At 69.9% G+C, this 19156-nt stretch carries 18 protein-coding genes and 2 pseudogenes; 11 read left to right on the top strand and 9 right to left on the bottom strand.

Annotated features, from left to right (window positions below; translation table 11 throughout):
- Positions 1-75: 75 nt before the first annotated feature.
- The 5 genes and pseudogenes from ASG87_RS11055 to sufT all read right to left on the bottom strand — a co-directional run bounded on the left by ASG87_RS11055 (position 76) and on the right by sufT (position 6679).
- The gene (locus ASG87_RS11055) at positions 76-2598 is read right to left on the bottom strand and encodes a pre-peptidase C-terminal domain-containing protein (RefSeq protein WP_056004809.1); all 2523 of its coding nucleotides are present in this window, start codon (positions 2596-2598) and stop codon (positions 76-78) included.
- 283 nt (positions 2599-2881) lie between these two features.
- On the bottom strand, positions 2882-3310 hold the full coding sequence (locus tag ASG87_RS20145) for a hypothetical protein (RefSeq protein ID WP_157511043.1): 429 nt from the start codon (positions 3308-3310) through the stop codon (positions 2882-2884).
- Positions 3311-3513: 203 nt separating this feature from the next.
- A pseudogene (locus ASG87_RS20945) lies at positions 3514-4636 on the bottom strand (pre-peptidase C-terminal domain-containing protein); the annotation flags it as partial.
- Positions 4637-4690: 54 nt separating this feature from the next.
- Positions 4691-5447 (bottom strand): annotated as a pseudogene (locus ASG87_RS20940) (PepSY domain-containing protein); the annotation flags it as partial.
- A 674-nt stretch (positions 5448-6121) separates the two neighbouring features.
- On the bottom strand, positions 6122-6679 hold the full coding sequence (gene sufT / locus ASG87_RS11045; protein WP_056004808.1) for a putative Fe-S cluster assembly protein SufT: 558 nt from the start codon (positions 6677-6679) through the stop codon (positions 6122-6124).
- A 256-nt stretch (positions 6680-6935) separates the two neighbouring features.
- On the opposite strand from sufT, the gene ASG87_RS11040 reads away from it, so the two are divergent.
- Positions 6936-7391, top strand: a complete 456-nt coding sequence (locus tag ASG87_RS11040) for a hypothetical protein (protein WP_157511042.1) — start codon at positions 6936-6938, stop codon at positions 7389-7391.
- Between the two features lie 32 nt (positions 7392-7423).
- Here ASG87_RS11040 and ASG87_RS11035 read toward each other — a convergent pair whose 3' ends face one another.
- Both ASG87_RS11035 and ASG87_RS11030 read right to left on the bottom strand, forming a co-directional pair.
- A complete protein-coding gene (locus ASG87_RS11035; RefSeq protein WP_056004807.1) occupies positions 7424-8854 on the bottom strand; it encodes an NAD(P)(+) transhydrogenase (Re/Si-specific) subunit beta in 1431 nt (476 codons plus the stop codon).
- Positions 8854-9159 carry an NAD(P) transhydrogenase subunit alpha gene (locus ASG87_RS11030; RefSeq protein ID WP_056004806.1) on the bottom strand — a complete coding sequence of 102 codons (306 nt, stop codon included), beginning with the start codon at positions 9157-9159 and terminating at the stop codon, positions 8854-8856. The genes ASG87_RS11035 and ASG87_RS11030 overlap by 1 nt, the downstream gene beginning before the upstream one ends.
- Before the next feature lie 132 nt (positions 9160-9291).
- Between ASG87_RS11030 and ASG87_RS11025 the strand changes: the two genes are divergently transcribed.
- Genes ASG87_RS11025 through ASG87_RS11015 form a run of 3 tightly spaced genes read left to right on the top strand, consistent with a single transcriptional unit; the run spans position 9292 to position 10813 of the window.
- Positions 9292-9876, top strand: a complete 585-nt coding sequence (locus tag ASG87_RS11025) for an RNA polymerase sigma factor (RefSeq protein WP_056004879.1) — start codon at positions 9292-9294, stop codon at positions 9874-9876.
- On the top strand, positions 9873-10268 hold the full coding sequence (locus ASG87_RS11020) for a hypothetical protein (protein ID WP_056004804.1): 396 nt from the start codon (positions 9873-9875) through the stop codon (positions 10266-10268). Before ASG87_RS11025 ends, ASG87_RS11020 begins: the two co-directional genes overlap by 4 nt.
- A gap of 5 nt (positions 10269-10273) precedes the next feature.
- Positions 10274-10813, top strand: coding sequence for a DUF3106 domain-containing protein (locus ASG87_RS11015; RefSeq protein ID WP_056004802.1), 540 nt, complete (start codon positions 10274-10276; stop codon positions 10811-10813).
- A gap of 30 nt (positions 10814-10843) precedes the next feature.
- On the opposite strand, the gene ASG87_RS11010 is transcribed toward ASG87_RS11015, so the two are convergent.
- Positions 10844-11944, bottom strand: a complete 1101-nt coding sequence (locus ASG87_RS11010; protein WP_056004800.1) for an NAD(P) transhydrogenase subunit alpha — start codon at positions 11942-11944, stop codon at positions 10844-10846.
- A 141-nt stretch (positions 11945-12085) separates the two neighbouring features.
- On the opposite strand from ASG87_RS11010, the gene ASG87_RS11005 reads away from it, so the two are divergent.
- From ASG87_RS11005 to ASG87_RS10990, 4 genes are all read left to right on the top strand, one after another.
- Entirely contained in the window at positions 12086-12496 is a 411-nt protein-coding gene (locus tag ASG87_RS11005) for a cytidine deaminase (protein ID WP_056004798.1), read from the top strand.
- A gap of 60 nt (positions 12497-12556) precedes the next feature.
- Positions 12557-13138 carry a nitroreductase gene (locus ASG87_RS11000; protein ID WP_056004796.1) on the top strand — a complete coding sequence of 194 codons (582 nt, stop codon included), beginning with the start codon at positions 12557-12559 and terminating at the stop codon, positions 13136-13138.
- The gene (locus ASG87_RS10995; protein WP_056004877.1) at positions 13135-14046 is read left to right on the top strand and encodes a 5'-3' exonuclease H3TH domain-containing protein; all 912 of its coding nucleotides are present in this window, start codon (positions 13135-13137) and stop codon (positions 14044-14046) included. The genes ASG87_RS11000 and ASG87_RS10995 overlap by 4 nt, the downstream gene beginning before the upstream one ends.
- A gap of 195 nt (positions 14047-14241) precedes the next feature.
- On the top strand, positions 14242-15177 hold the full coding sequence (locus ASG87_RS10990) for a GIY-YIG nuclease family protein (protein ID WP_056004794.1): 936 nt from the start codon (positions 14242-14244) through the stop codon (positions 15175-15177).
- Positions 15178-15252: 75 nt separating this feature from the next.
- Here the strand turns inward: ASG87_RS10990 and ASG87_RS10985 are convergent, their stop codons facing one another.
- Complete coding sequence (locus tag ASG87_RS10985; protein ID WP_162258357.1) at positions 15253-16407, bottom strand: M23 family metallopeptidase; 1155 nt, start codon at positions 16405-16407, stop codon at positions 15253-15255.
- 127 nt (positions 16408-16534) lie between these two features.
- On the opposite strand from ASG87_RS10985, the gene ASG87_RS10980 reads away from it, so the two are divergent.
- The 3 genes from ASG87_RS10980 to ASG87_RS10970 are packed head-to-tail and all read left to right on the top strand — an operon-like array spanning position 16535 to position 19033.
- Positions 16535-17359 carry an AraC family transcriptional regulator gene (locus ASG87_RS10980; RefSeq protein WP_056004875.1) on the top strand — a complete coding sequence of 275 codons (825 nt, stop codon included), beginning with the start codon at positions 16535-16537 and terminating at the stop codon, positions 17357-17359.
- A gap of 55 nt (positions 17360-17414) precedes the next feature.
- The gene (locus ASG87_RS10975; protein WP_056004790.1) at positions 17415-18422 is read left to right on the top strand and encodes a DMT family transporter; all 1008 of its coding nucleotides are present in this window, start codon (positions 17415-17417) and stop codon (positions 18420-18422) included.
- A 29-nt stretch (positions 18423-18451) separates the two neighbouring features.
- Positions 18452-19033 carry an NUDIX hydrolase gene (locus tag ASG87_RS10970; RefSeq protein ID WP_056004787.1) on the top strand — a complete coding sequence of 194 codons (582 nt, stop codon included), beginning with the start codon at positions 18452-18454 and terminating at the stop codon, positions 19031-19033.
- The last annotated feature ends 123 nt before the right edge of the window (positions 19034-19156 follow it).

Genomic DNA, 19156 nt, shown 5'->3' with positions numbered 1-19156 from the left:
CACGGAAGACTCCCGGCCCTCGCGGGCCGGGAGTCGTCGTTGCGCCGGGCCGATGTTGCGCCTGGCAGGTCCCGCTTACGGCGTGTAGCTGCCCTTCAGGCTGACGCCCGAATAGGTCTGGTAGGCGCGCACCATCACGTAGTACGTGCCCGCCTGCGCCGCCGAGATCGAGCAGCTCTCGTTGTTGCCGGTCTTGTACGGACGGCAGTCGTAGCTGCTGGTGGTCGGGGCCGAGCCGAACTTCACGTACAGGTCGGCATCGCCGCTGCCGCCGGAGATCGCGAACTTCAGGTTGCTGGCGCCCGCCGGTACCGTCATCGTGTAGCTCTTGGAGCCGCCCGTCGACGCGGACAGCCCGGTCACCGGCACGCCGTTCTGCAGCACGTTGCCACCGCCACCGCCGGTGCTCCAGCTCGCCTTCACGGTGACGCCGGAGAAGGCCGAATAGCCGTTCAGCATCACGTAGTAGGTACCGGCCTGCGGCGAGGCCACCGTGCACGATTCATTGTTGCCGGTGACGTAGGGGCGGCAGTCGTAGCTGGACAGGGTCGGCGCGGAGCCGAACCTGGTGTAGAGGTCGGCATCGCCGGTGCCGCCGGACGTCGAGATCACCAGGTTGCTGGCGCCGGCCGGCACGGTGACGGTGTAGGCCAGTTGCTGGCCCTGCGCTCCGGACTGGCCGGTCACCGGCACGCCGTTCTGCAGGCCGCCGCCGCTGCCGCCGCCGGAAACCGTTACCGACTGCGTCTTGGTGTTGGTCGCGCCCTGGTTGTCGGTCACCGTCAGCGACACGCTGTAGGTGCCCGCGGCGGCATAGGTGTGGCTCGGGTTGGTCGCGGTCGAGGTGCCGCCGTCGCCGAAGTTCCACGCGCGCGAGGCGATCGTGCCGTCGCTGTCGGTGGAGCTGTCGGTGAAGTTCACCGTGAGGCCGCTGATCGTGTCGCCGAAGCCGGCCACCGGCGGCACGTTGGTGCCACCACCGCCGCCGAGGTCGTTGAGGGCGCTGGCCATGATGATGCTGCCGCGGCCGCTGGCCAGGTCATAGCCGGCGGCAGCCGACTCGCCGCCGTTGTTGCCCGAGGTCACGTCGTGGAAGTCGGACGCCGGCAACTGGTAGATCAACGGGCCGGCGAAGCCGACGCCGGTGCCCTTGGCGGCGATCACGCGCGCCCAGAAACCGGAGAACAGCGGCGCGGCCAGGCTGGTGCCGCCGATCTGCTGGATGCCGCCGTTCACGATCACCTTGGAACCCGATTCCGGGTCGCCGTCGAACGCCACGTCGGCGACGCCGCGATGGCTGCCCGTCCACAGCGTCTGCCAGCTCGGCTTCGGCTCGAAGGTGCTCTCGCTGCCGCCGGTGGCGCCCTCGCCCTTGCTCAGCTCGTTCCACACCGTCTCGCTGCTCCAGGTCGTGGTCGAGGCGTTGAGCAGGGTGCCGGCCACCGCGATCACGTACTGCGAGGCCGCCGGCCAGCTCGGCGTGGTGCCGCCGTTGCCGCACTCGTCCGCACCGTCGTCGCCGGTGGAGATCGAGAAGGTCTGGCCCTGCGCCACCGCCTGCTGGAAGGCCTGGTCCTGCGCGGCCGCCGAGCCGTCGCCCTGCGCGTCGGTCTCGCACTCGCCCAGCGACACGTTGATGATCTTGACCTGGTTGTCCGACACCGCCTTGTTGATGTCGGCGGTGAGGTTGGCGTTCGACAGCGTGGGAATGTTGTAGAAGACCAGCCCGCCGACCTGGCCGCCGGCCATGCCGACGATGTCCTGGCTGTCCAGGTTCCACTCGCCGACGCCGCTGGTGTCGCTGCTGGTTCCGTTGGTGTTGACCGTGGTGGTGCTTACCGTGGTCAGGCCGTTGTTCGAGGTGAAGGTGTTGAGGTCGGTGACGGTCTGGGCCAGCGAGCCCTGGGTGATGATGCCGACCTTGACGCCCGCGCCGGTGGTCGCGCCGGCGCCGCCGTAGATCGCCGCGAACTCGGTCGGGTTGTGCCCGGTGACCGCCTGCGGCTGCAGGGCGTTGCGCCGGTACTGGACGAGGATGTGCGGCACGTGCACGTTCTGCAGGCCGATCACCGACAGCACGCTGCCCTGCAGGGCAGCCGGGATGCGCACGGCGGACGTGTTCATGAAGCCGTGCCGGCCCTTGGCGGTGGTGACCTGGGCGAACTGGGTATCGAAGGCGGCCTGGACGACGTCGGCCTGGCCGTCCGCGGAAACCAGCATGCGGTTGGGCGCGATCTCGACATGGGTGAAGCCGGCCTTGCGCAGGTAGGCGGCCACCGCATCGGCCTGGTCCTGCGTCGGGGCGTGATCGGCCAGGAACTGCTGCGGCGTCATGCTGCGCCGGGTCACCAGCAGGCTCGGCGAACGGGCCGTCTCCAGGAAGCTCTGAAGCTGCGGCTTGTTGCGCAGCTTCAGCGCCACCTCGACATGCATCGGCTGCGCATAGGGCACTGCGCCGGTGACCACGTCGCCTTTCTTGAAAGCCGGGGCCTGGGCCAGGGTCACCAGCGACGTACCGGCGGATGCCGCATTGGCCGACGCGGCCACCGCCATTCCGATCGCGGCGACCAGCAGTTTCAGGCGAATATTGCTTGGCATTTTTGAACTCCGATTATTTTCGGGACGAACGGGCCCGATGCGGCCGTTGAGCCCCATGACTGATTGCCGCAACGTGTGCGGCTCCGTTATTGCCTGCCTAATGCGCGATTCCGCAGCCCGCCGGGCAATGCCCTCCCCATGCCGTCCTTCCGGGCACCAAACGCCTGCGCCCGACGGGCAGCGCCGCTCGCTTCCGGCGGCGCCATGGCGGAACCATCCTTCAACCTCCCCGTCTCAGGACCCGGCGACATTAGGTTCGGTCATAACACCCGTCAATAGGAAATTAATTCCCTGGAGTGCTTTCCGTCACAGCATCGGAATATTCAATAAATCGATTAACTCGGCGCGGATGGAAAATATTTCGAATAATGGATTTTTGCCGCAAGAAAAAGCGCCATTCAATTAATCGTCCGATTAACCGTCGAATGAAATTCCATGATTCGCAATTAATTGCCCCGACTCGCAATCCCATGCGCCCGCCTTGATGGCCGGCGGCGTTGGAGCCATCGTCCGGCCTCTGCAACGCAGTCGCATCGCACGATGTCCGGCGCGGGCCGGCGGTGTAGGACTGCTGCCACGCATGGCGGCGCCTCGCGTCGACGGTTCTCGATCCGGTTACGGCCTCTCCGCACGCCGGCAATGCACCAACCGCAGGGAATCCATGCGGACCGCCGGCGGCTTCCAGCATGCCAACCCGCAACGGAGAAGCCATGCCGCATCGACAAAAAAAGGCCCGACCGTTTCCGGTCGGGCCCTGGGTTTCCCTACCCTGCCGTCCATGCCGCCGCTGAAGCGGCCGCATGCCGGCAAGCGTACGGCGAGGACTTCCCTGTCCTGCGCCCGCTGGCCTTTACCAGGTGGCCCGCAGCGGCACGCCCGAAAACGAGGTGCGGCCGCGCGGCCCTGGGCTGACTCTTAGTTCATCTCTTCCGTCAGCGTCACACCGGAGAACGTCTGGTACGCACGCACCTTGATGTAGTAGGTGGTGGTCGTCGTCGGGGTGAAGGTGCAGCTCTCGTTGTTGCCGGTCAGGTACGGACGGCAGCTATAGGCACTGGTGGTCGGTGCCGAGCCGGCGCGCACGTACAGGTCCGCGTCGCCGGTGCCGCCGGTGATCGCAAAGGTCGCCGTGTGACCGGCCTGCACCGTTTCGGTGTAGGCGGGCGACCAGTTGCCCGTGGTCACGGTCGGCAGGTTCACCGAGTCGCTGGTGCCGCCGCCACCGCCGCCGGTGCTGTACGACGCCTTCACCGTGACGCCGGAGTACGCCGAGTAGCCGTGCACCTTGATGTAGTACTTGCCGGCCTGCGGCGAGGCCACGGTGCAGCTCTCCGAGTTGCCGCTCTTGTAGGGGCGGCAGTCGTAGCTGCTGGTGGTCGGCGCGCTGCCGAACTTGGTGTACAGGTCGGCATCGCCGCTGCCGCCGGAGATCGACATCACCAGGTTGCTGGCGCCGGCCGGCACCGTGATGAAGTAGTCGTTGTCCGCGCCGGAGGCACCCGACACACCGCTCACGCCAACGTTGTTCTGCAGCTCCGTGGCCGTGCCGCCACCGCCGCCGGTGCCCGGGCAGGTGACGCCCACGCCGGTGAAGGCCGTGACGACGTCGCTCTTGTTGTAGCCCAGGTCCTCGGCCGCCGACTCCACGCCGCAGGCGCCGTCGTTGAAGTCGCTGTTGGCGTTCCAGTAGCTCTTGTTGGCCAGCGCGAAAGCCTGGAAGGCCTTCTTCACGTCCCAGCCGCTGGTCTTGGCCAGCAGGCAGAACGCCTTGTTGTACACGCCGCTGGAGTAATGCACATCGAGGCCGGAGTTGTAGTCGGCCGCGTTGTCGATCGAACCGCCGTCCTGCGGCGGGTTGCACATGTAGCGCAACGCGTCGCCGATGCCGGCGCTGGCCTTGACGATGTCCGCGCCGACCAGGAAGTCGGCCGCGCCGCGGTCGTAGAACTCGGCAGCCTCGCCGGCGATGTCCGAGTACGCCTCGTTCATGCCGCCCGACTGGCCGCTGTATTCCAGGTTCGAGTTCTGCTCGGTGTAANCCGTGGCTGATCTCGTGGCTGGTCACGTCCAGCGACACCAGCGGGTAGAACGNTGTTGGCGCCGTCGCCGAAGTTCATCGACGAGCCGTTCCAGAACGCGTTCTCGTAGTTGCTGCTGTAGTGCACGTTCATGCGCAGCTGCATGTTCAGCGGCGGCGCGCCGGTGTAGGCCTGGTACATGTCGTGCACGACGCCGCCGAAGTGGTGCGCGTCGTTCACCGGTGAATAGGCGCCGTTGATCGCGTCGGTGTCGCTGTTCGGGCAGGTGAAGCTGACGATCGAGCCGCCGCTGGTGCCGTGGTTGAGGTTGTAGGTCACCACGTTGGTGTTCTGCAGCTTGCAGGTGCTGCCCGACTGGGTGACGTTCAGCGCGGCGTAGTCGGTGCCGTAGATGTACTTGCCGGTCTTCTGGTTGCCGCCAGGGCCGGTCGCGTCGGCGTGGGTCAGGCCCTCCCAGCTGCGGATCACTTCGCCGGTGTTGGCGTCGATGATCGCGGTCGGGCGGCTCGGATGGCTGCCGCCGACGAAGTACGAGGTGCGGTAGATCAGGCGCGGCGAGCCGTTGTCCTGCGGCAGCACGAACAGGTCGGTCTTCTGGTTGCTGATCGTGGCGCCGCCCACCAGCACGGTATGCGCGTGGCTCTTGAGCGCCGAGATGGCCGCCGCCGGGGTCAGCTTCGGCGTCACCGAGAACGGCGCCACCTGGTTGCCGGCGATCTGCATCAGGTTGCCCGTGGCGCGCAGCGCGTTGCCCTGGGCATCCTGCACCACCGCGATGCTGCGGCCGTACACCGGCACGCCGCGGTACATCTGCTGCTGGCGCACCACCGTGCGGCCCTGGGCCAGCGGCGTCGAGCTGCGCGCGACCAGCGACATCTCCGGCCCCAGGTTGAGATGCGCGGCCAGGTTGGCCACCGGCACCGCGCCCAGGTTCTGCGCGCGCAGGCTCTGCGTGGTCGCGGCCGTGGCCACCGAAGCGGTCGCCATGCCGATGGCGGCCACCAGGACTTTCAGACGAAAACTGCTTGGCATTTTGAACTCCTAGACATTTTTTTTAGGACGAACGGGCCTGATGCGGCCACGTGGCCCCATGCATGAAAACGCCGTGCGGACACGGCCCACATTTCGTTAGCTGTCTAGCAACCCCGAGAGCGCCCTACCGCTACCTCCCCCCGTACTCCTCCATGTAAGGGCAACGCGCTGGACGCTTCATTGCAGAGCGGCACGGCAAGAATTTCCGTACCGCCACAGGGTCATCCGTCAACCTCCCCGCCAACGGATTCATTGACGATAGGCGGGTGCCCAGCCGGCAGCAAGGGTGAAAATTTCCAATTTGCGTGACCCCTGACACGCTACTGCCACGCAAATGTGAAATACGCAATTTCCTGCGATCCTCCCGGCAGATCACCGGGCCTTTCCGAAACTCACGCAAAAACGCCGCGCAAGAGCGCGGCGTTCCGTGGCGGCCAGGGAGCGGGCGGCGCTCAGAGCATGCCGGTTTCCAGCTTGGCGGCGTCGGACATCATGGCGTGGCTCCAGGGCGGATCGAACACCAGATCGACGTCGGCTTCGACCACGGTGGGGATCAGCTCCAGCTTGGTGCGCACGTCGTCCACCAGGATGTCGCCCATGCCGCAGCCGGGGGCGGTGAGGGTCAGCTTCACGTAGACCTTGCGCCTGCTCTCGCCGTCCGCCTCCAGGCTTACGTCGTAGACCAGGCCCAGCTCCACCACGTTGATCGGGATCTCCGGATCGAACACCGTGCGCAGTTGCTGCCACACCAGTTGCTCGACATCGGCATCGCTGGCGTCGGCCGGCAGCTCGATCGGCGGCGGCGGCTCCTTGCCCAGCGCGTCGGCGTCGTCGCCGGCGATGCGGAACAGGTTGCCCTCCACGTAGACCGTGAAGCTGCCGCCCAGCGCCTGGGTGATGTAGCCGATCTGCCCGGCCGGCAAGGTCACGCTCTCGCCCTGCGGCACCATGACTGCCGGGCAGTCGCGCTCGAGGGTGAAGGGTTCGCTGCTCAGACTGAAGCCACTCATGCCGATCCTGCCGATCTCGTAACGGAAGCGCGGCGGGGCGCCGCGCCGAACTGACTATTATGCCGGCCGGAAGCCCGCCTGCCGCCAGAGATCGGGTTGCAGAGGCCGGTTCTCAAGCGCGCCGGCGGCGATTGTGGGGGGCCTGCGCCGGCGCGGCCATGATCCGGCGCAGCCGTCGCGGCCGGCGGCCGCGTTATCATGCGCGTTTGCCGCAGGGGAACCGCATGTCCGCCATCCTGTCGTCCGCACCGGCCCGATGCTGATCGTGCGCCGCCTCTTCGCGCCGCTGTTCGCCGCGTTCAGCGCCGCCATGCTGGGACTCGCCGCAGGCGCGGTATGGATGCTGCCGACGCTGTTCCTGCAGCGCCCGCTGCCGTGGCTCGCGGTGCCGGCGGGATGGCTGCTGGCGCTGGCCGTGCGCAACTGGGTGCGCTCCCCGGGCGCGGGCGCCGCGGTGCTGGCGGCCCTCGCCACCCTGCTGGCCGCGGCCTACCTGGGCGTACTGCTGGCGGCCGCGCGGGTGGCCGGCGCGATGGGGCTGGGGCTGGTCGACGCGATGCGCCAGGCCGGCCCGGGCATGCTGCTGCAACTGGCGCGGATGGCGCTGTCGCCGGCCGCCGCCGGGTGGTCCGTCGCCGGTGCGCTGGTCGCCGCCTTTACGGCGTGGCGGCGACCGGGCAACCGGCCCGTGCGCCGCACGACGCCGCGCTGAAGCAGCTCAACCGGATCGGGGCCGCTCGAAGCTCAACCGTCCAGCGTCTTCAGCGCAGCCACCAGCTCGCCCGCCGCCGCCTGGCCGTCGCCGTACAGCATGCGCGCGTTGTCGGCATAGAACAGCGCGTTCTCGATGCCGGCGAAGCCGGTGCCCTTGCCGCGCTTGACCACGATCACCTGCTTCGCCGCCGCCACGTCGAGGATCGGCATGCCGTAGATCGGCGAGGCCGGGTCGGTCTTGGCCAGCGGGTTGACCACGTCGTTGGCGCCGATCACCAGGGCCACGTCGGTGGTCGGGAACTCGGGGTTGATGTCGTCCATGTCGGCGATCAGGTCGTACGGCACGCCGGCCTCGGCCAGCAGCACGTTCATGTGGCCCGGCATGCGGCCGGCCACCGGGTGGATCGCGAACTTCACCTTCACCCCGCGCTCCATCAGCAGCCTGGCGAATTCCCATACCTTGTGCTGCGCCTGCGCCACCGCCATGCCGTAGCCCGGCACGATCACCACTCGCTCGGCATAGGCCATCATCACCGCCGCGTCGGAGGCCTCGATCGGCTTCTGGCTGCCGCCGATTTCCTGCGCCGCACCTCCGGCCGCCGCGCCGAAACTGCCGAACAGCACGTTGCCGATCGAGCGGTTCATCGCCTTGGCCATCAACTGGGTCAGCAGCGTGCCCGCCGCGCCCACCACGGTACCGGCGATGATCATCGCCTCGTTCTGCAGCACGAAGCCCTCGAAGGCCACCGCCAGCCCGGTGAAGGCGTTGTACAGCGAGATCACCACCGGCATGTCGGCGCCGCCGATCGGCAGCGTCATCATCAGGCCGAACGCCAGCGCCAGCGCGAAGAACAGCACCACCAGCGGAACCGACAGGTGGCCGCAGGCCAGCACGATGCCGCACAGCACCGCAGCCGCCAGCACCAGCATGTTCACCGCGCGCTGCCCGGCGAACACGAAGCGCCGGTCCAGCCAGCCCTGGAGCTTGGCGAAGGCGATCAGCGAGCCGGAGAAGCTCACCGCGCCGATCAGCGCGCCGAGCACGGCCAGCGCCAGTTGCGCCGCGCCCGGGGCCTCGGCGCCGGCGGTGAACCGGCCGCCGTCGAGCAGGACGATGGTGGCGCCGGCATAGCCGATCAGCTCGACCGCGCCGATCGCCGCCGCCGCGCCGCCGCCCATGCCGTTGTAGAGCGCCACCATCTGCGGCATCGCGGTCATCGCCACGCGCCGGCCCGACCACCACGCGGCCGCCACGCCGATCAGCACGGCGGCGAGGATCAGCCCGCGGTTGTGCATGCCGGGCAGGAACAGCGTGGCCGCCACCGCCAGCAGCATGCCGTAGCCGGCCCACACGATGCCGCCGCGCGCGGTACGCGGCGAGCTCATGCGCTTCAGGCCCAGGATGAACAGCAGCGCGGCGAGGAAGTAGCACGCCTTGATCGCGGTGGGCAGCCAGCTCATCAATGCGTCCCCTTGCCGGCGCCGGGCTTGCTGGACTTGAACATCTCCAGCATCCGTTCGGTCACCACGTAGCCGCCGGCGGCGTTGCCCGCGCCCAGCAGCACGCCGAGGAAGCCGATGGCGATCTCCACCGGCGTCTGCGCATGGCCCAGCGCTATCATCGCGCCCACCAGCACGATGCCGTGAATGAAATTGGAACCGGACATCAGCGGGGTGTGCAGGATCACCGGCACCCGCGCGATGATCTCGTAACCGGTGAATGCGGCCAGCATGAAGATGTACAGTGCAAGAAACCCGTCGATCATGATCCTTCCCCGCCAGGATGCCGTCGTTGCCGCATCATACGGTCGCGCGTCAACGCGTGCGAGCCTGCCGCGTTGAACACGGGAGACGATCCGATGGAGCCGCCGCATGAACCGCCCGGCGATGCCGACGCCATGAACCTCGCCACCGCGCTCGATGCCGACCTCGCGCTGGAAAGCCCGCGCGACGTGCCCGCCACGCTGGACGCCTTCCTGGCCCAGGTCGAACGCCGTGCGTTCCGCCTGGCCGAGCTGCAGCTCGGCCACCGGGAGGACGCGCTGGACGCGGTGCAGGACGCCATGCTGCGGCTGGTCAGGCACTACCGCGACAAGCCCGCGCAGGAATGGACGCCGCTGTTCTGGGGCATCCTGCGCCGGCGCATCGTCGACCTGCAGCGCCGCCGCAAGGTGCGCTCGATCGTGGTCGGCTGGCTCGGCGGCGGGCGCGACGACGACGGCGACGAACTGCCGGCGTGGGAGCCGGCCGACCAGGGTCCCGGCCCGCTCGACCGGCTGCAGGACGGCCAGTCCTATGCCGACCTGGCGGCGGCGGTGCGGCAACTGCCGCAACGCCAGCGCGAAGCCTTCATGCTGCGCGTGCTGGAGGGCCTGGACGTGGCCGAGACCGCCCAGGCCATGGGCTGCTCGGAAGGCAGCGTGAAAACCCATCTGTCGCGCGCGATGCACCGGCTGCGCGACCAACTGGAGAACTGGCGATGAACCCGCTCGAAAACCGGCCCGGCGACCCGCTCGAGAAACGGGCCCGCGGGCTTTACCTCGAAGCCGCCCGCCGGCTCGACCCAGCCACTGCCGGCCGCCTGCGCGCCGCGCGCCGCACCGCGCTGGAGGCGCCGAAGGCGGCGCCGCGCGCCGGCCGCCTGCTGCTGCCGGCCGGCGCGTTCGCGGTGATCGCGCTGGCCACGCTGATGGTCTGGCAACCGCTGCACCGGGGCGATACCGTGCCGCCGCACGCCGCTTCCGTCGCGCTGCCGGCCGGCGACGACAACGACGTGCCGCCGGATGCCGACAGCACCGACCCGAACCTCTACCAGAACCTTGACTTCTACGGCTGGCTGGCGGCGAACGACAGCACGCCCAAGGCCATGCACTGACAGCCATGAGCACGCTACGCACCACCCTGTTCGTGTTGTTCGCCGCCTGCACCGGCCTCGCGGCCGCGCCGGCATGCGCGCAGACGCCGCCGCCGGCGCATTGGCATGCCGACGACACACCGCCACCGCCGCCGCGCGCATGGCGCAGCCTCGACCCGGCCCAGCAGGATGTGCTGGCGCCGCTGCGCGACGAGTGGGACGGCATGCCGCCGCGCAGGCAGGCGCACCTGCTGGAGAAGGCACAGCGCTGGGTCACCCTGCCGCCGCCGCGGCGCGAGGAGATCCGCGAGCGCATCGCGCGCTGGCAGCAGATGACCCCGGAGCAGCGCGAGCAGGCCCGCGAGAACCGGCGCAAGTTCCAGCGATTGCCCCCGGCGCAGCGGGAGCGGCTGCATGCCGCCTTTGAGCGATTCCAGCAGATGCCGCCCGAGCAGCGGGAACGGCTGATCCGCGAATGGCGCGCCATGAGCATCGAACAGCGCCTGCGCGGCCTGCCGCCGGAACCGGATGCGCACCGCCCGCCGCCGCCCCCGCCGGGCGGCTGACGCCCGGCGCGGCGCGCCACCGCCGGGGCTTCAGGCGCTGAAGCGCGTCTCGCCGGCGTGGCTCAGGCAGCTCTTGGCTACCAGCTCGTCGTCGAAATCGGGATGCAGGGCGCCGTCGCGCAACAGCAGCTCGACGAAGTTGTATACGTTGCGCGCATACATCTCCGACGCGTGCAGCGGTGCGCCGGCCGGCAGGTTCAGCGGCCCCAGGACGGTCACCCCCTCCAGTTCCACCCGCTCGCCGGGACGGGTCAGCTCGCAGTTGCCGCCGCCCTCGGCGGCCAGGTCCACGATCAGGGCGCCGGGCTTCATCCCGGCCACCATGGACGCGCTGAGGATCTTCGGCGCGGGCCGTCCCGGCACCGCGGCGGTGGTGACGATCACGTCCACCTGCTTCAGGTGCTCGGCCAGCGCCTGCTGCTGCGCGGCGCGTTCCTCCGCCGATAGCTCGCGTGCGTAGCCGCCGCTGCCGGCGGCGCTGACGCCCAGCTCCAGGAACTTCGCGCCCAGCGACTCGACCTGCTCGCGTGTTTCCGGGCGCACGTCGTAGCCCTCGGTCTGCGCGCCGAGCCGCCGCGCGGTGGCGATCGCCTGCAGTCCGGCCACGCCGGCGCCGATCACCAGCACCCGCGACGGCCGGATCGTGCCCGCCGCGGTGGTCAGCATCGGGAAGAACTTCGGCGCCGCCTCGGCCGCGATCAGCATCGCGCGGTAGCCGGCCACCGCCGCCTGCGAGCTGAGCACGTCCATCGCCTGCGCGCGGGTGGTGCGCGGCAGCAGTTCCAGAGCGAACGCGGTGAGCCGACGCCGGCCCAGCTCGGCGATGCGCGAGGCCGCGCCGTAGGGCCGCAGTTGCCCGACCACCACGCTGCCCTCGCGCAACTGCGGGTACACCGCGTCGTCCGGCGGCAGCACGCAGGCGAGCAGGTCGGTCTGCGCCAGCACCTGCGTGGCATCGGCGAATTCCACCCCCGCATAGCTCGCGTCGGGGAAGCCCGCCGCCGCGCCGGCGCCGTGCTCCAGCAGCACGCGCACGCCCTTGGCCTGCAGCTTTTTGGCCGCTTCCGGCGTGATCGCGACGCGGCGTTCGCCGCTGGCAGTCTCACGCAACGCGCTCACGGTGATCGGCATCGTGCACCCCCGGCAAAGTGATTCCCGCATCCTAGCCGAAGCGGGCCGCCGCTTCGACGCGGCCCGGCCGCACGCGCTAGACTGGCCCGCCGACGGCCGCCGCACGGCAAGGCCGGTCGATGGGGCTCACTGGAGTACCCGATGACCGAACATGCTTTCGACTCCCTGCTGGCCCTGGCGCGCGAAGCGCGCGAATCCGCTTATGCGCCGTACTCGCACTTCCGCGTGGGCGCCGCCGTGCAGACCCGCGACGGCCGCCGATTCGGCGGCTGCAACGTGGAAAACGCGGCCTACGGCCTGTGCAACTGCGCCGAACGCACCGCGCTGTTCGCCGCCGTCGCGGCCGGCTGCAAGCCCGGCGATTTCGCGGCCCTGGCCGTGACCGGCGACACCTCCGGTCCGATCAGCCCCTGCGGCGCCTGCCGCCAGGTGATGGCCGAACTGTGCGACCCGGCGATGCCGGTGCTGCTCGGCAACCTCGCCGGCGACGTCCAGCGCACCACCGTCGACGGCCTGCTGCCGGGCGCCTTCCGGCTGCCGGCGCGCGCCTGAGGCGGGCGGCGCACGGAGCGGTCGCGCTACCATCGAGGCTTTGATCGCTCCGGCCACGCCATGCCCGCTTCCCCCGCCCACCCGCTCGCCTTGCTCCAGCAACGCCATTCGGCCCCCTCGCGCCAGCTCGGCGAACCGGCGCCTTCCGGGGCCGAACTGCAAGCCCTGCTCGAGGCCGCCATCCGCGTGCCCGACCACGGCAAGCTGGTGCCGTTCCGCCTGATCGAGCTGCGTGGCGCCGCGAAGCTGCGCTTCGGCGAGCGCCTGGCCGAGCGCGCGATCCGGCGCGACCCGGACCTGCCCGAGTCCAAGCGCGAGAAGGAGCGCCTGCGTTACACCTTCGCGCCGCTGGTGATCGTGGTGGTGGCCTGCATCGACGCGCACAGCAAGGTGCCGCCAATCGAGCAGCAGCTCAGCGCCGGCTGCGTCGCGCACAACCTGCTGCTCGGCGCCTACGCGCTGGGCTACGGCGCGCAGTGGCTGACCGGCTGGGCCGCCTACGACGCCGAGGCCGCCGTCCTGCTCGGCCTGGCCGCGCACGAGCAGGTGATCGGCTTCGTGCACATCGGCACGCCGCAGGTCGACATCCCCGACCGCGACCGCCCCGCGCTTGGCGACCTGCTCACGGCATGGTCGCCATGAACGCGGAGGGCTTTCCCGACGACCGCCTGCCGGCCCACCTGGTCGACGGCAGCCTCTACGTGTTCCGCGCCTGGCATTCGATGCCGGACGAATTCCTCGACGCCGACGGCCACCCGGTCAACGCGGTGCACGGCTTCGCCCGCTTCCTGTGCGAGCTGCTGGAGAAGGCGCGGCCCGCGCACGTCGCGGTGGCGTTCGACGCCTCGCTGACCAGTTCGTTCCGCAACGCGATCTATCCGGCCTACAAGGCCAACCGCGAGCTGCCGCCGCCGGAGCTGGAGCGCCAGTTCGTGCTGTGCCGCGCGATCACCGAGGCGCTCGGCGTCAGCGTGCTGATCGACCACAGCTACGAGGCCGACGACCTGATCGGCAGCGCCCTGTGGAACCTGCGCGGGCACGGCCTGCCCAGCGTGATCGTGTCCGCCGACAAGGACTTCGGCCAGTTGCTGGGCGAACACGACGAGCAATGGGACTACGCGCGCAACCTGCGCTGGGGACCGGCCGGCGTGCACGAGAAGCTCGGCGTGCATCCGCACCAGGTCGCCGACTACCTCGCCCTTTGCGGCGACGCGGTCGACAACATCCCCGGCGTGCCCGGCATCGGCGCGAAGACCGCCGCCGCCCTGCTCGCCCACTTCGGCAGCCTCGACGCCCTGCTCGAACGGATCGACGAAGTCGCCTTCCTGCGCCTGCGCGGCGCCGCCGCCTGTGCGCAGAAGCTGCGCGAGCACGCCGAGGCGGCCCTGCTCTACCGCCGGCTCACCCGCATCGCCCTCGACGCCCCCGTGTCGCCCGGCACCGACGCCCTGCGCCGCCAGCGCGGCGACGAGGCGCACCTGGACGAACTGTGCGCGAAGCTGCGCTTCGGCCCGCTGACGCGCTCGCGGATGCGGGCCTTGCTGGAATAGCTTCGTGAGCTGCCCGACATTCCAGGGACACCCATTCGTCAACGCCGCGATTCGCACATCGCACACGTCGCCGCCAAAGTCGCACAGCTCCCGCTTGCTGGGCTTCTCTCAATCGCTCACTACCACGCGCTTGAAGCCTCCACGTGTATCCTCGGAATATCGAGACCCAGTCGAAATCGGCCCATAGGGAATGCCATGCCTTACGGAAAGTCTGTACGGATATTTCTCCCCGATGCCACCGTAACCGGCATACGCCATGCCGAGATCGTCAACCGTACGGGACACACCCTCGCCTGCCCCAGAACCCGTCTTGACGAACTAAAAGGCTGGACCGAGACCAGCAAACCCGGTGTTTACTTCCTGTTCGAGGCACGACTGGGTGATTCCAAACCCCTTGCATACATCGGCGAATCCGAAAACGTCGCGGAACGCCTGCTGACGCACGATCGAAAGAAAGACTTCTGGAACGACGCGGTCATATTCACCAGCAAGGACGAAAACCTGACCAAGTCGCATATCAAGTATTTGGAGTCCCGCTTCGAGAGCCTGGCAAAGGCAGCGGATCGCTACGAGCTGGAGAACAGCAATACGCCGACCCCCTCGAGCCTGCCGCGCGCCGAACGCGAAGCCATGGACGAACTCGTCGAAGACATTCGACTGGTGCTGGGAACGCTGGGCTATCCGATACTCGAGCCGCTGATCCAACCGAAGGCCGTTCCAGCGACGGGCGCGCGCAACGACGCAACGAGCACGCCAAGCTCCGGGCAAGAACTGGAGCTGACCTTCAAAGTCCATCACTTGCTAGCCCATGGCATGCAGACCGACGAAGGCTTTGTCCTGAAGAAAGGCTCCATGGCATCGAAGACAGACAGCGACAGCGCCAACCGAAAAATCGTGAAGATGAAAGAGCAACTGGTTGCCGATGGGCGACTGAAAGACAGAGACGATCATTACCTGCTCATGGAAGACGTCCTGATGAGTTCTTCCAGTTATGCCGCTGTGCTGGTCGCTGGAACGTCCCGTAGCGGTCCCCAGAGCTGGCTCACTCCGGATGGTCGATCCTTGAAGGTACTCGAGGATACCGCCGTGGAGGCAAGCAGCGTTTCTTCGCACGCGGGCAGCGCTCAATAGTCCACACCACCTGAGTCATCTTTCAGGAGTAGCTCGAGGAATATCGAGCTGCCTGGTGATTTCCCAGCCACGCAATCAACGCCCGCCGTCGGAAAAATCCACTACCGCCAGCGGCGCGGGCAGTTCGCCTTGGCGCGTCGTCGCCTTGCCGCCCGGCGCCGGCGTCCACGGTTCCTTGCCGAAGGCCTCGATGGAGGCGTAGCCGCCGAGCAGGCGGAACCGTTCCAGGCCGTAGGGCAGCCCCTCGGCATCCAGCGGCGCGGCCGCGTCGGCCACGTGGAAGTGCAGGTGGGGGCCGGTGGATTCGCCGGTGTAGCCCAGCCGCGCGATGACCTGGCCGCACCGCACGCGCTGGCCGGACTTCACCCGCAGGCTGCCCGGCTGCAGGTGTTCGTAGAAGGCGTAGCGGCCGTCGCCGAGATCGAGCGCGACATAGTTGCCGCTGGCCTGCTCCGGCGGCACCTTGCGGCCGGCCGCGACCGTCGCCGGCTCGGCCATGTCGTCCACCGCCGCGGCGACGGTGGCGTCGGCCACCGCCAGCACCTCGGCGCCGTAGCCGTACCAGTCGGCCGGCCGCGACGGGTCGCCGTGCGCGTAATGGCCTTGGTCGTCCAGCTTGATCCAGTCGATCGCGAACCGGCCGGGCACGTGCACCGCGCCGCCCACCGCGTAGAGCACGCGGCGATGGCCGCGCTCCCAATCCGGCCCGTACACCGCCGCCCAGGGGCCGCCGCGCAGGGGCGGGCCCAGCATGGCGCCGGACGGCCGGCGCGGCTCGACCGTGCCGCCCTCCACCGTATGCGGCGAGCCGTCGGCGGCGACGTAGTCGACGCGCTGGCGCAGCGCGTGCGGCGCCGCCGCCACGATGGGCGCGAGGTAGGCCACCACGCGCACGCCCGGCGGCACCACGAGGCGGTCGGCCGTGGCGGCTGGCCGGTCGGGCCGGCCGACCGCCGTGCGCAGCGCCTCGCCCTGCAACGCGCCCAGCTCGGCGCCGGAACCGGCGTCCAGCACCGCGATGCGGCGCAACGTCAGCGGTTCCGCAGCGAAGTTGTCGAGATACAGCTCGTAGGCCAGTTGCGTGCTGCCGGCGACCCTGGCCGGCGTCGGCGGGTTCGGCACCTGCAGGTCGAACGACTGCCGTTGCGGCGCGCGCGCCTGCGCGGCCAGCCAGCCGGGCGCCGCCAGGGCCAGGGAAAAACACGCCAATAAGCCGAAAGCACGTCGCATCGCTGGCTCCTGCATCGTCGGGGAAGCGGCCGCAAAAGGGCCGCATGACTGTGGGGCGAGGCCCACCGTGCCGGCCGCCGTGGACCCGCGCCAGTGCCAAAGGTCGGCCGCGTGTAGGATGGCCGCCATGCAAGGCGTCCCCGCCCACTTCGAGCACGCGCGCGACAGCGCGGAGTTCCGCCACCCGGCGCATCGCGCCGGCGTGGAGCTGTACCGCGCGCACATCGTGCGGCATGCGTTCGAGCCGCACATGCACGACGGTTTCGGCCTGGGCGCGATCGAGTCGGGCGTGGAGCGCTTCCGCTACCGCGGCGCCGACCACCTGGCGCCGCCCGGCTCGCTGGTGACGATGGACCCGGGCGAGCCGCACACCGGGCGCGCTGAGACCGCGGGCGGCTGGCGCTACCGCATGCTCTACATCGATCCGGCGGCCGCGGCGGCGATCACCGGCGAGCCCGGCTGGTGGTTCGGCGAGGCGGTGAGCGCCGACACGGCCGCGGCGCAGCGCACCGCCGCCCTGCTGGATGCGCTGTGGCACACCGACGAGCCGCTGGCCTTCGACTGCCTGCTGGCCGAACTGCTGGCCGGCTTCCGCCCGCACGCGCGGGTGCCTCGGCCGGCGGCGGACGGGCGGGCCGCGCGCTTCGCTCCCACGCTGGACTACCTGCATGCGCACCTGGCGGACCGGCTCACGCTGGAGCAACTGGCGGCCACCGCCGGCCTCAGCCCGTTCCATTTCCTGCGCCAGTTCCGCCGCCAGTACGGCGTGACGCCGCAGCAGATGCTGATGGCGGTGCGGCTGTCCGAGGCCAAGCGGCGGCTCGCCGCCGGCGAGGCGCCGGCGCAGGTGGCGGCGGCGGCGGGCCTTGCCGACCAGGCGCATCTCACCCGCGCCTTCGCGCGCCGCTACGGCGTGACCCCGGCGCGCTACCAACGGCAGTTGCGGCGCTGACACGCACCGCAATCTGCGACAAGACGGCCCGCGCGCGAACGTCCACGCTAGGCCGATGTGGATCGGAACCCTCTATGCGCTCGCGGCCGGCCTGATGTGGGGCCTGGTCTTCATCGGCCCGCTGCTGCTGCCCGAATACCCCGCCGCGCTGCAGTCGGTGGGGCGCTACCTCGCCTTCGGCCTGATCGCGCTGCCGCTGGCCTGGCTCAACCGGGGCGCGCTGCGCCAGTTGCGCCGCGCCGACTGGCTGGAGGCGCTCAAGCTCGCCGCGATCGGCAACCTGCTGTACTACCTCTGCCTGGCCAGCGCGATCCAGCGCGCGGGCGGGCCGCTGCCGACGATGATCATCGGCACCCTGCCGGTGGTGATTGCGATCGCGGCCAACCTGCGCAACGCGCGCCGCGACGGCCGCCTGCCGTGGCGGCGCCTGGCGCCCTCGCTGGCCCTGATCGCGGCGGGCATCGCCTGCGTGAACCGGGTGGAACTGGCGGCGCTGCGCCACGATGCGCACGCCGACCTCGCGCGCTACGCCTCCGGCGCCCTGCTGGCCTGCGTGGCGGTGGCCTGCTGGACCTGGTATCCGCTGCGCAACGCCGACTGGCTGCGCCACCATCCCGGCCGCAGCCCGCGCGCCTGGGCCACCGCCCAGGGCATCGCGACCCTGCCGTTGGCGCTGGCCGGCTACGCGCTGCTGTGGGGCGGCATGGCCGCCGCCGGCCGGCACTTCCCGATGCCGCTGGGCCCGCGCCCGTGGTTCTTCGTCGGCCTGATGGCGGCGATCGGCCTGTTCGCCTCCTGGCTGGGCACGGTCTGCTGGAACGAGGCCAGCCAGCGCATGCCGACGGCGCTGGCCGGGCAGTTGATCGTGTTCGAGACGCTGGCGGCGCTGGGCTACGCCTTCGCGCTGCGCGGCCAGGTGCCGGCGCCGCAGACGTTGCTCGGCATCGCGCTGCTGGTGGGCGGGGTGGTCTGGGCGGTGCGCGTGAAGCCGGAGCTGCCGCCCGGCCACGCCGGGGCCGCCGCCGGCGAGGTTGTGGACGACACGAAGGGCACGGCACCATGAGGGCCTTGCCGCAACCTGCCCGGACCGCCATGAACCCGCCCGATTCCCGCATCCCCGCCGACGCCGCCGCCCCGGTCGAGACCCTCTACGAGGGCCGCTGGCTGAGCCTGCGCAAGCGCGGCCGCTGGGAGTACGCCGAGCGCAACAACCCCGGCGGGGCGGTGATCATCCTGGCGGTGACGCCGGAGGACAAGGTGCTGTTCGTCGAGCAGTACCGCGTGTCGATCCTGCAGAACACCATCGAGATGCCGGCCGGCCTGGTCGGCGACCTCGCCGGGCAGCACGACGAAACCGCCCTGCTCGCCGCGCAGCGCGAGCTGGAGGAGGAAACCGGCTACCGCTGCGCCCGGGTGGAATTCATCCACGAAGGCCCGTCGTCATCGGGCATGAGCACCGAGATGATGGCCTTCGTGCGCGCCTGGGACCTGGTCAAGGTCGGCCCGGGCGGCGGCGACGAGAGCGAGGACATCATCGTGCACGAGGTGCCGCGGCGCGAAGCCGGCGCCTGGCTGTTCGCCCGCGCCGCCGAGGGCTACTCGGTCGATCCGAAGCTGTTCGCCGGCCTGTGGTTCATCGAGCACGGGCGGCTGGGCGCGACCGGCCCGGGCTGAAGGCCGCTCCTTGCCCGCCATTCCGGCGAGAGCCGGGATCCCGCGCCTTCGATCCATCGAGCCCGAAGACACCGGATTCCTGCCTGCGCAGGAATGACGAACGAAAAGCGGGTCGCAAGGAAA

This window comes from Frateuria sp. Soil773 (genome assembly GCF_001428405.1).
In the GTDB taxonomy this organism is placed as follows: domain Bacteria; phylum Pseudomonadota; class Gammaproteobacteria; order Xanthomonadales; family Rhodanobacteraceae; genus LMSL01.
This window is presented reverse-complemented; position numbering and strand designations above follow the sequence as displayed.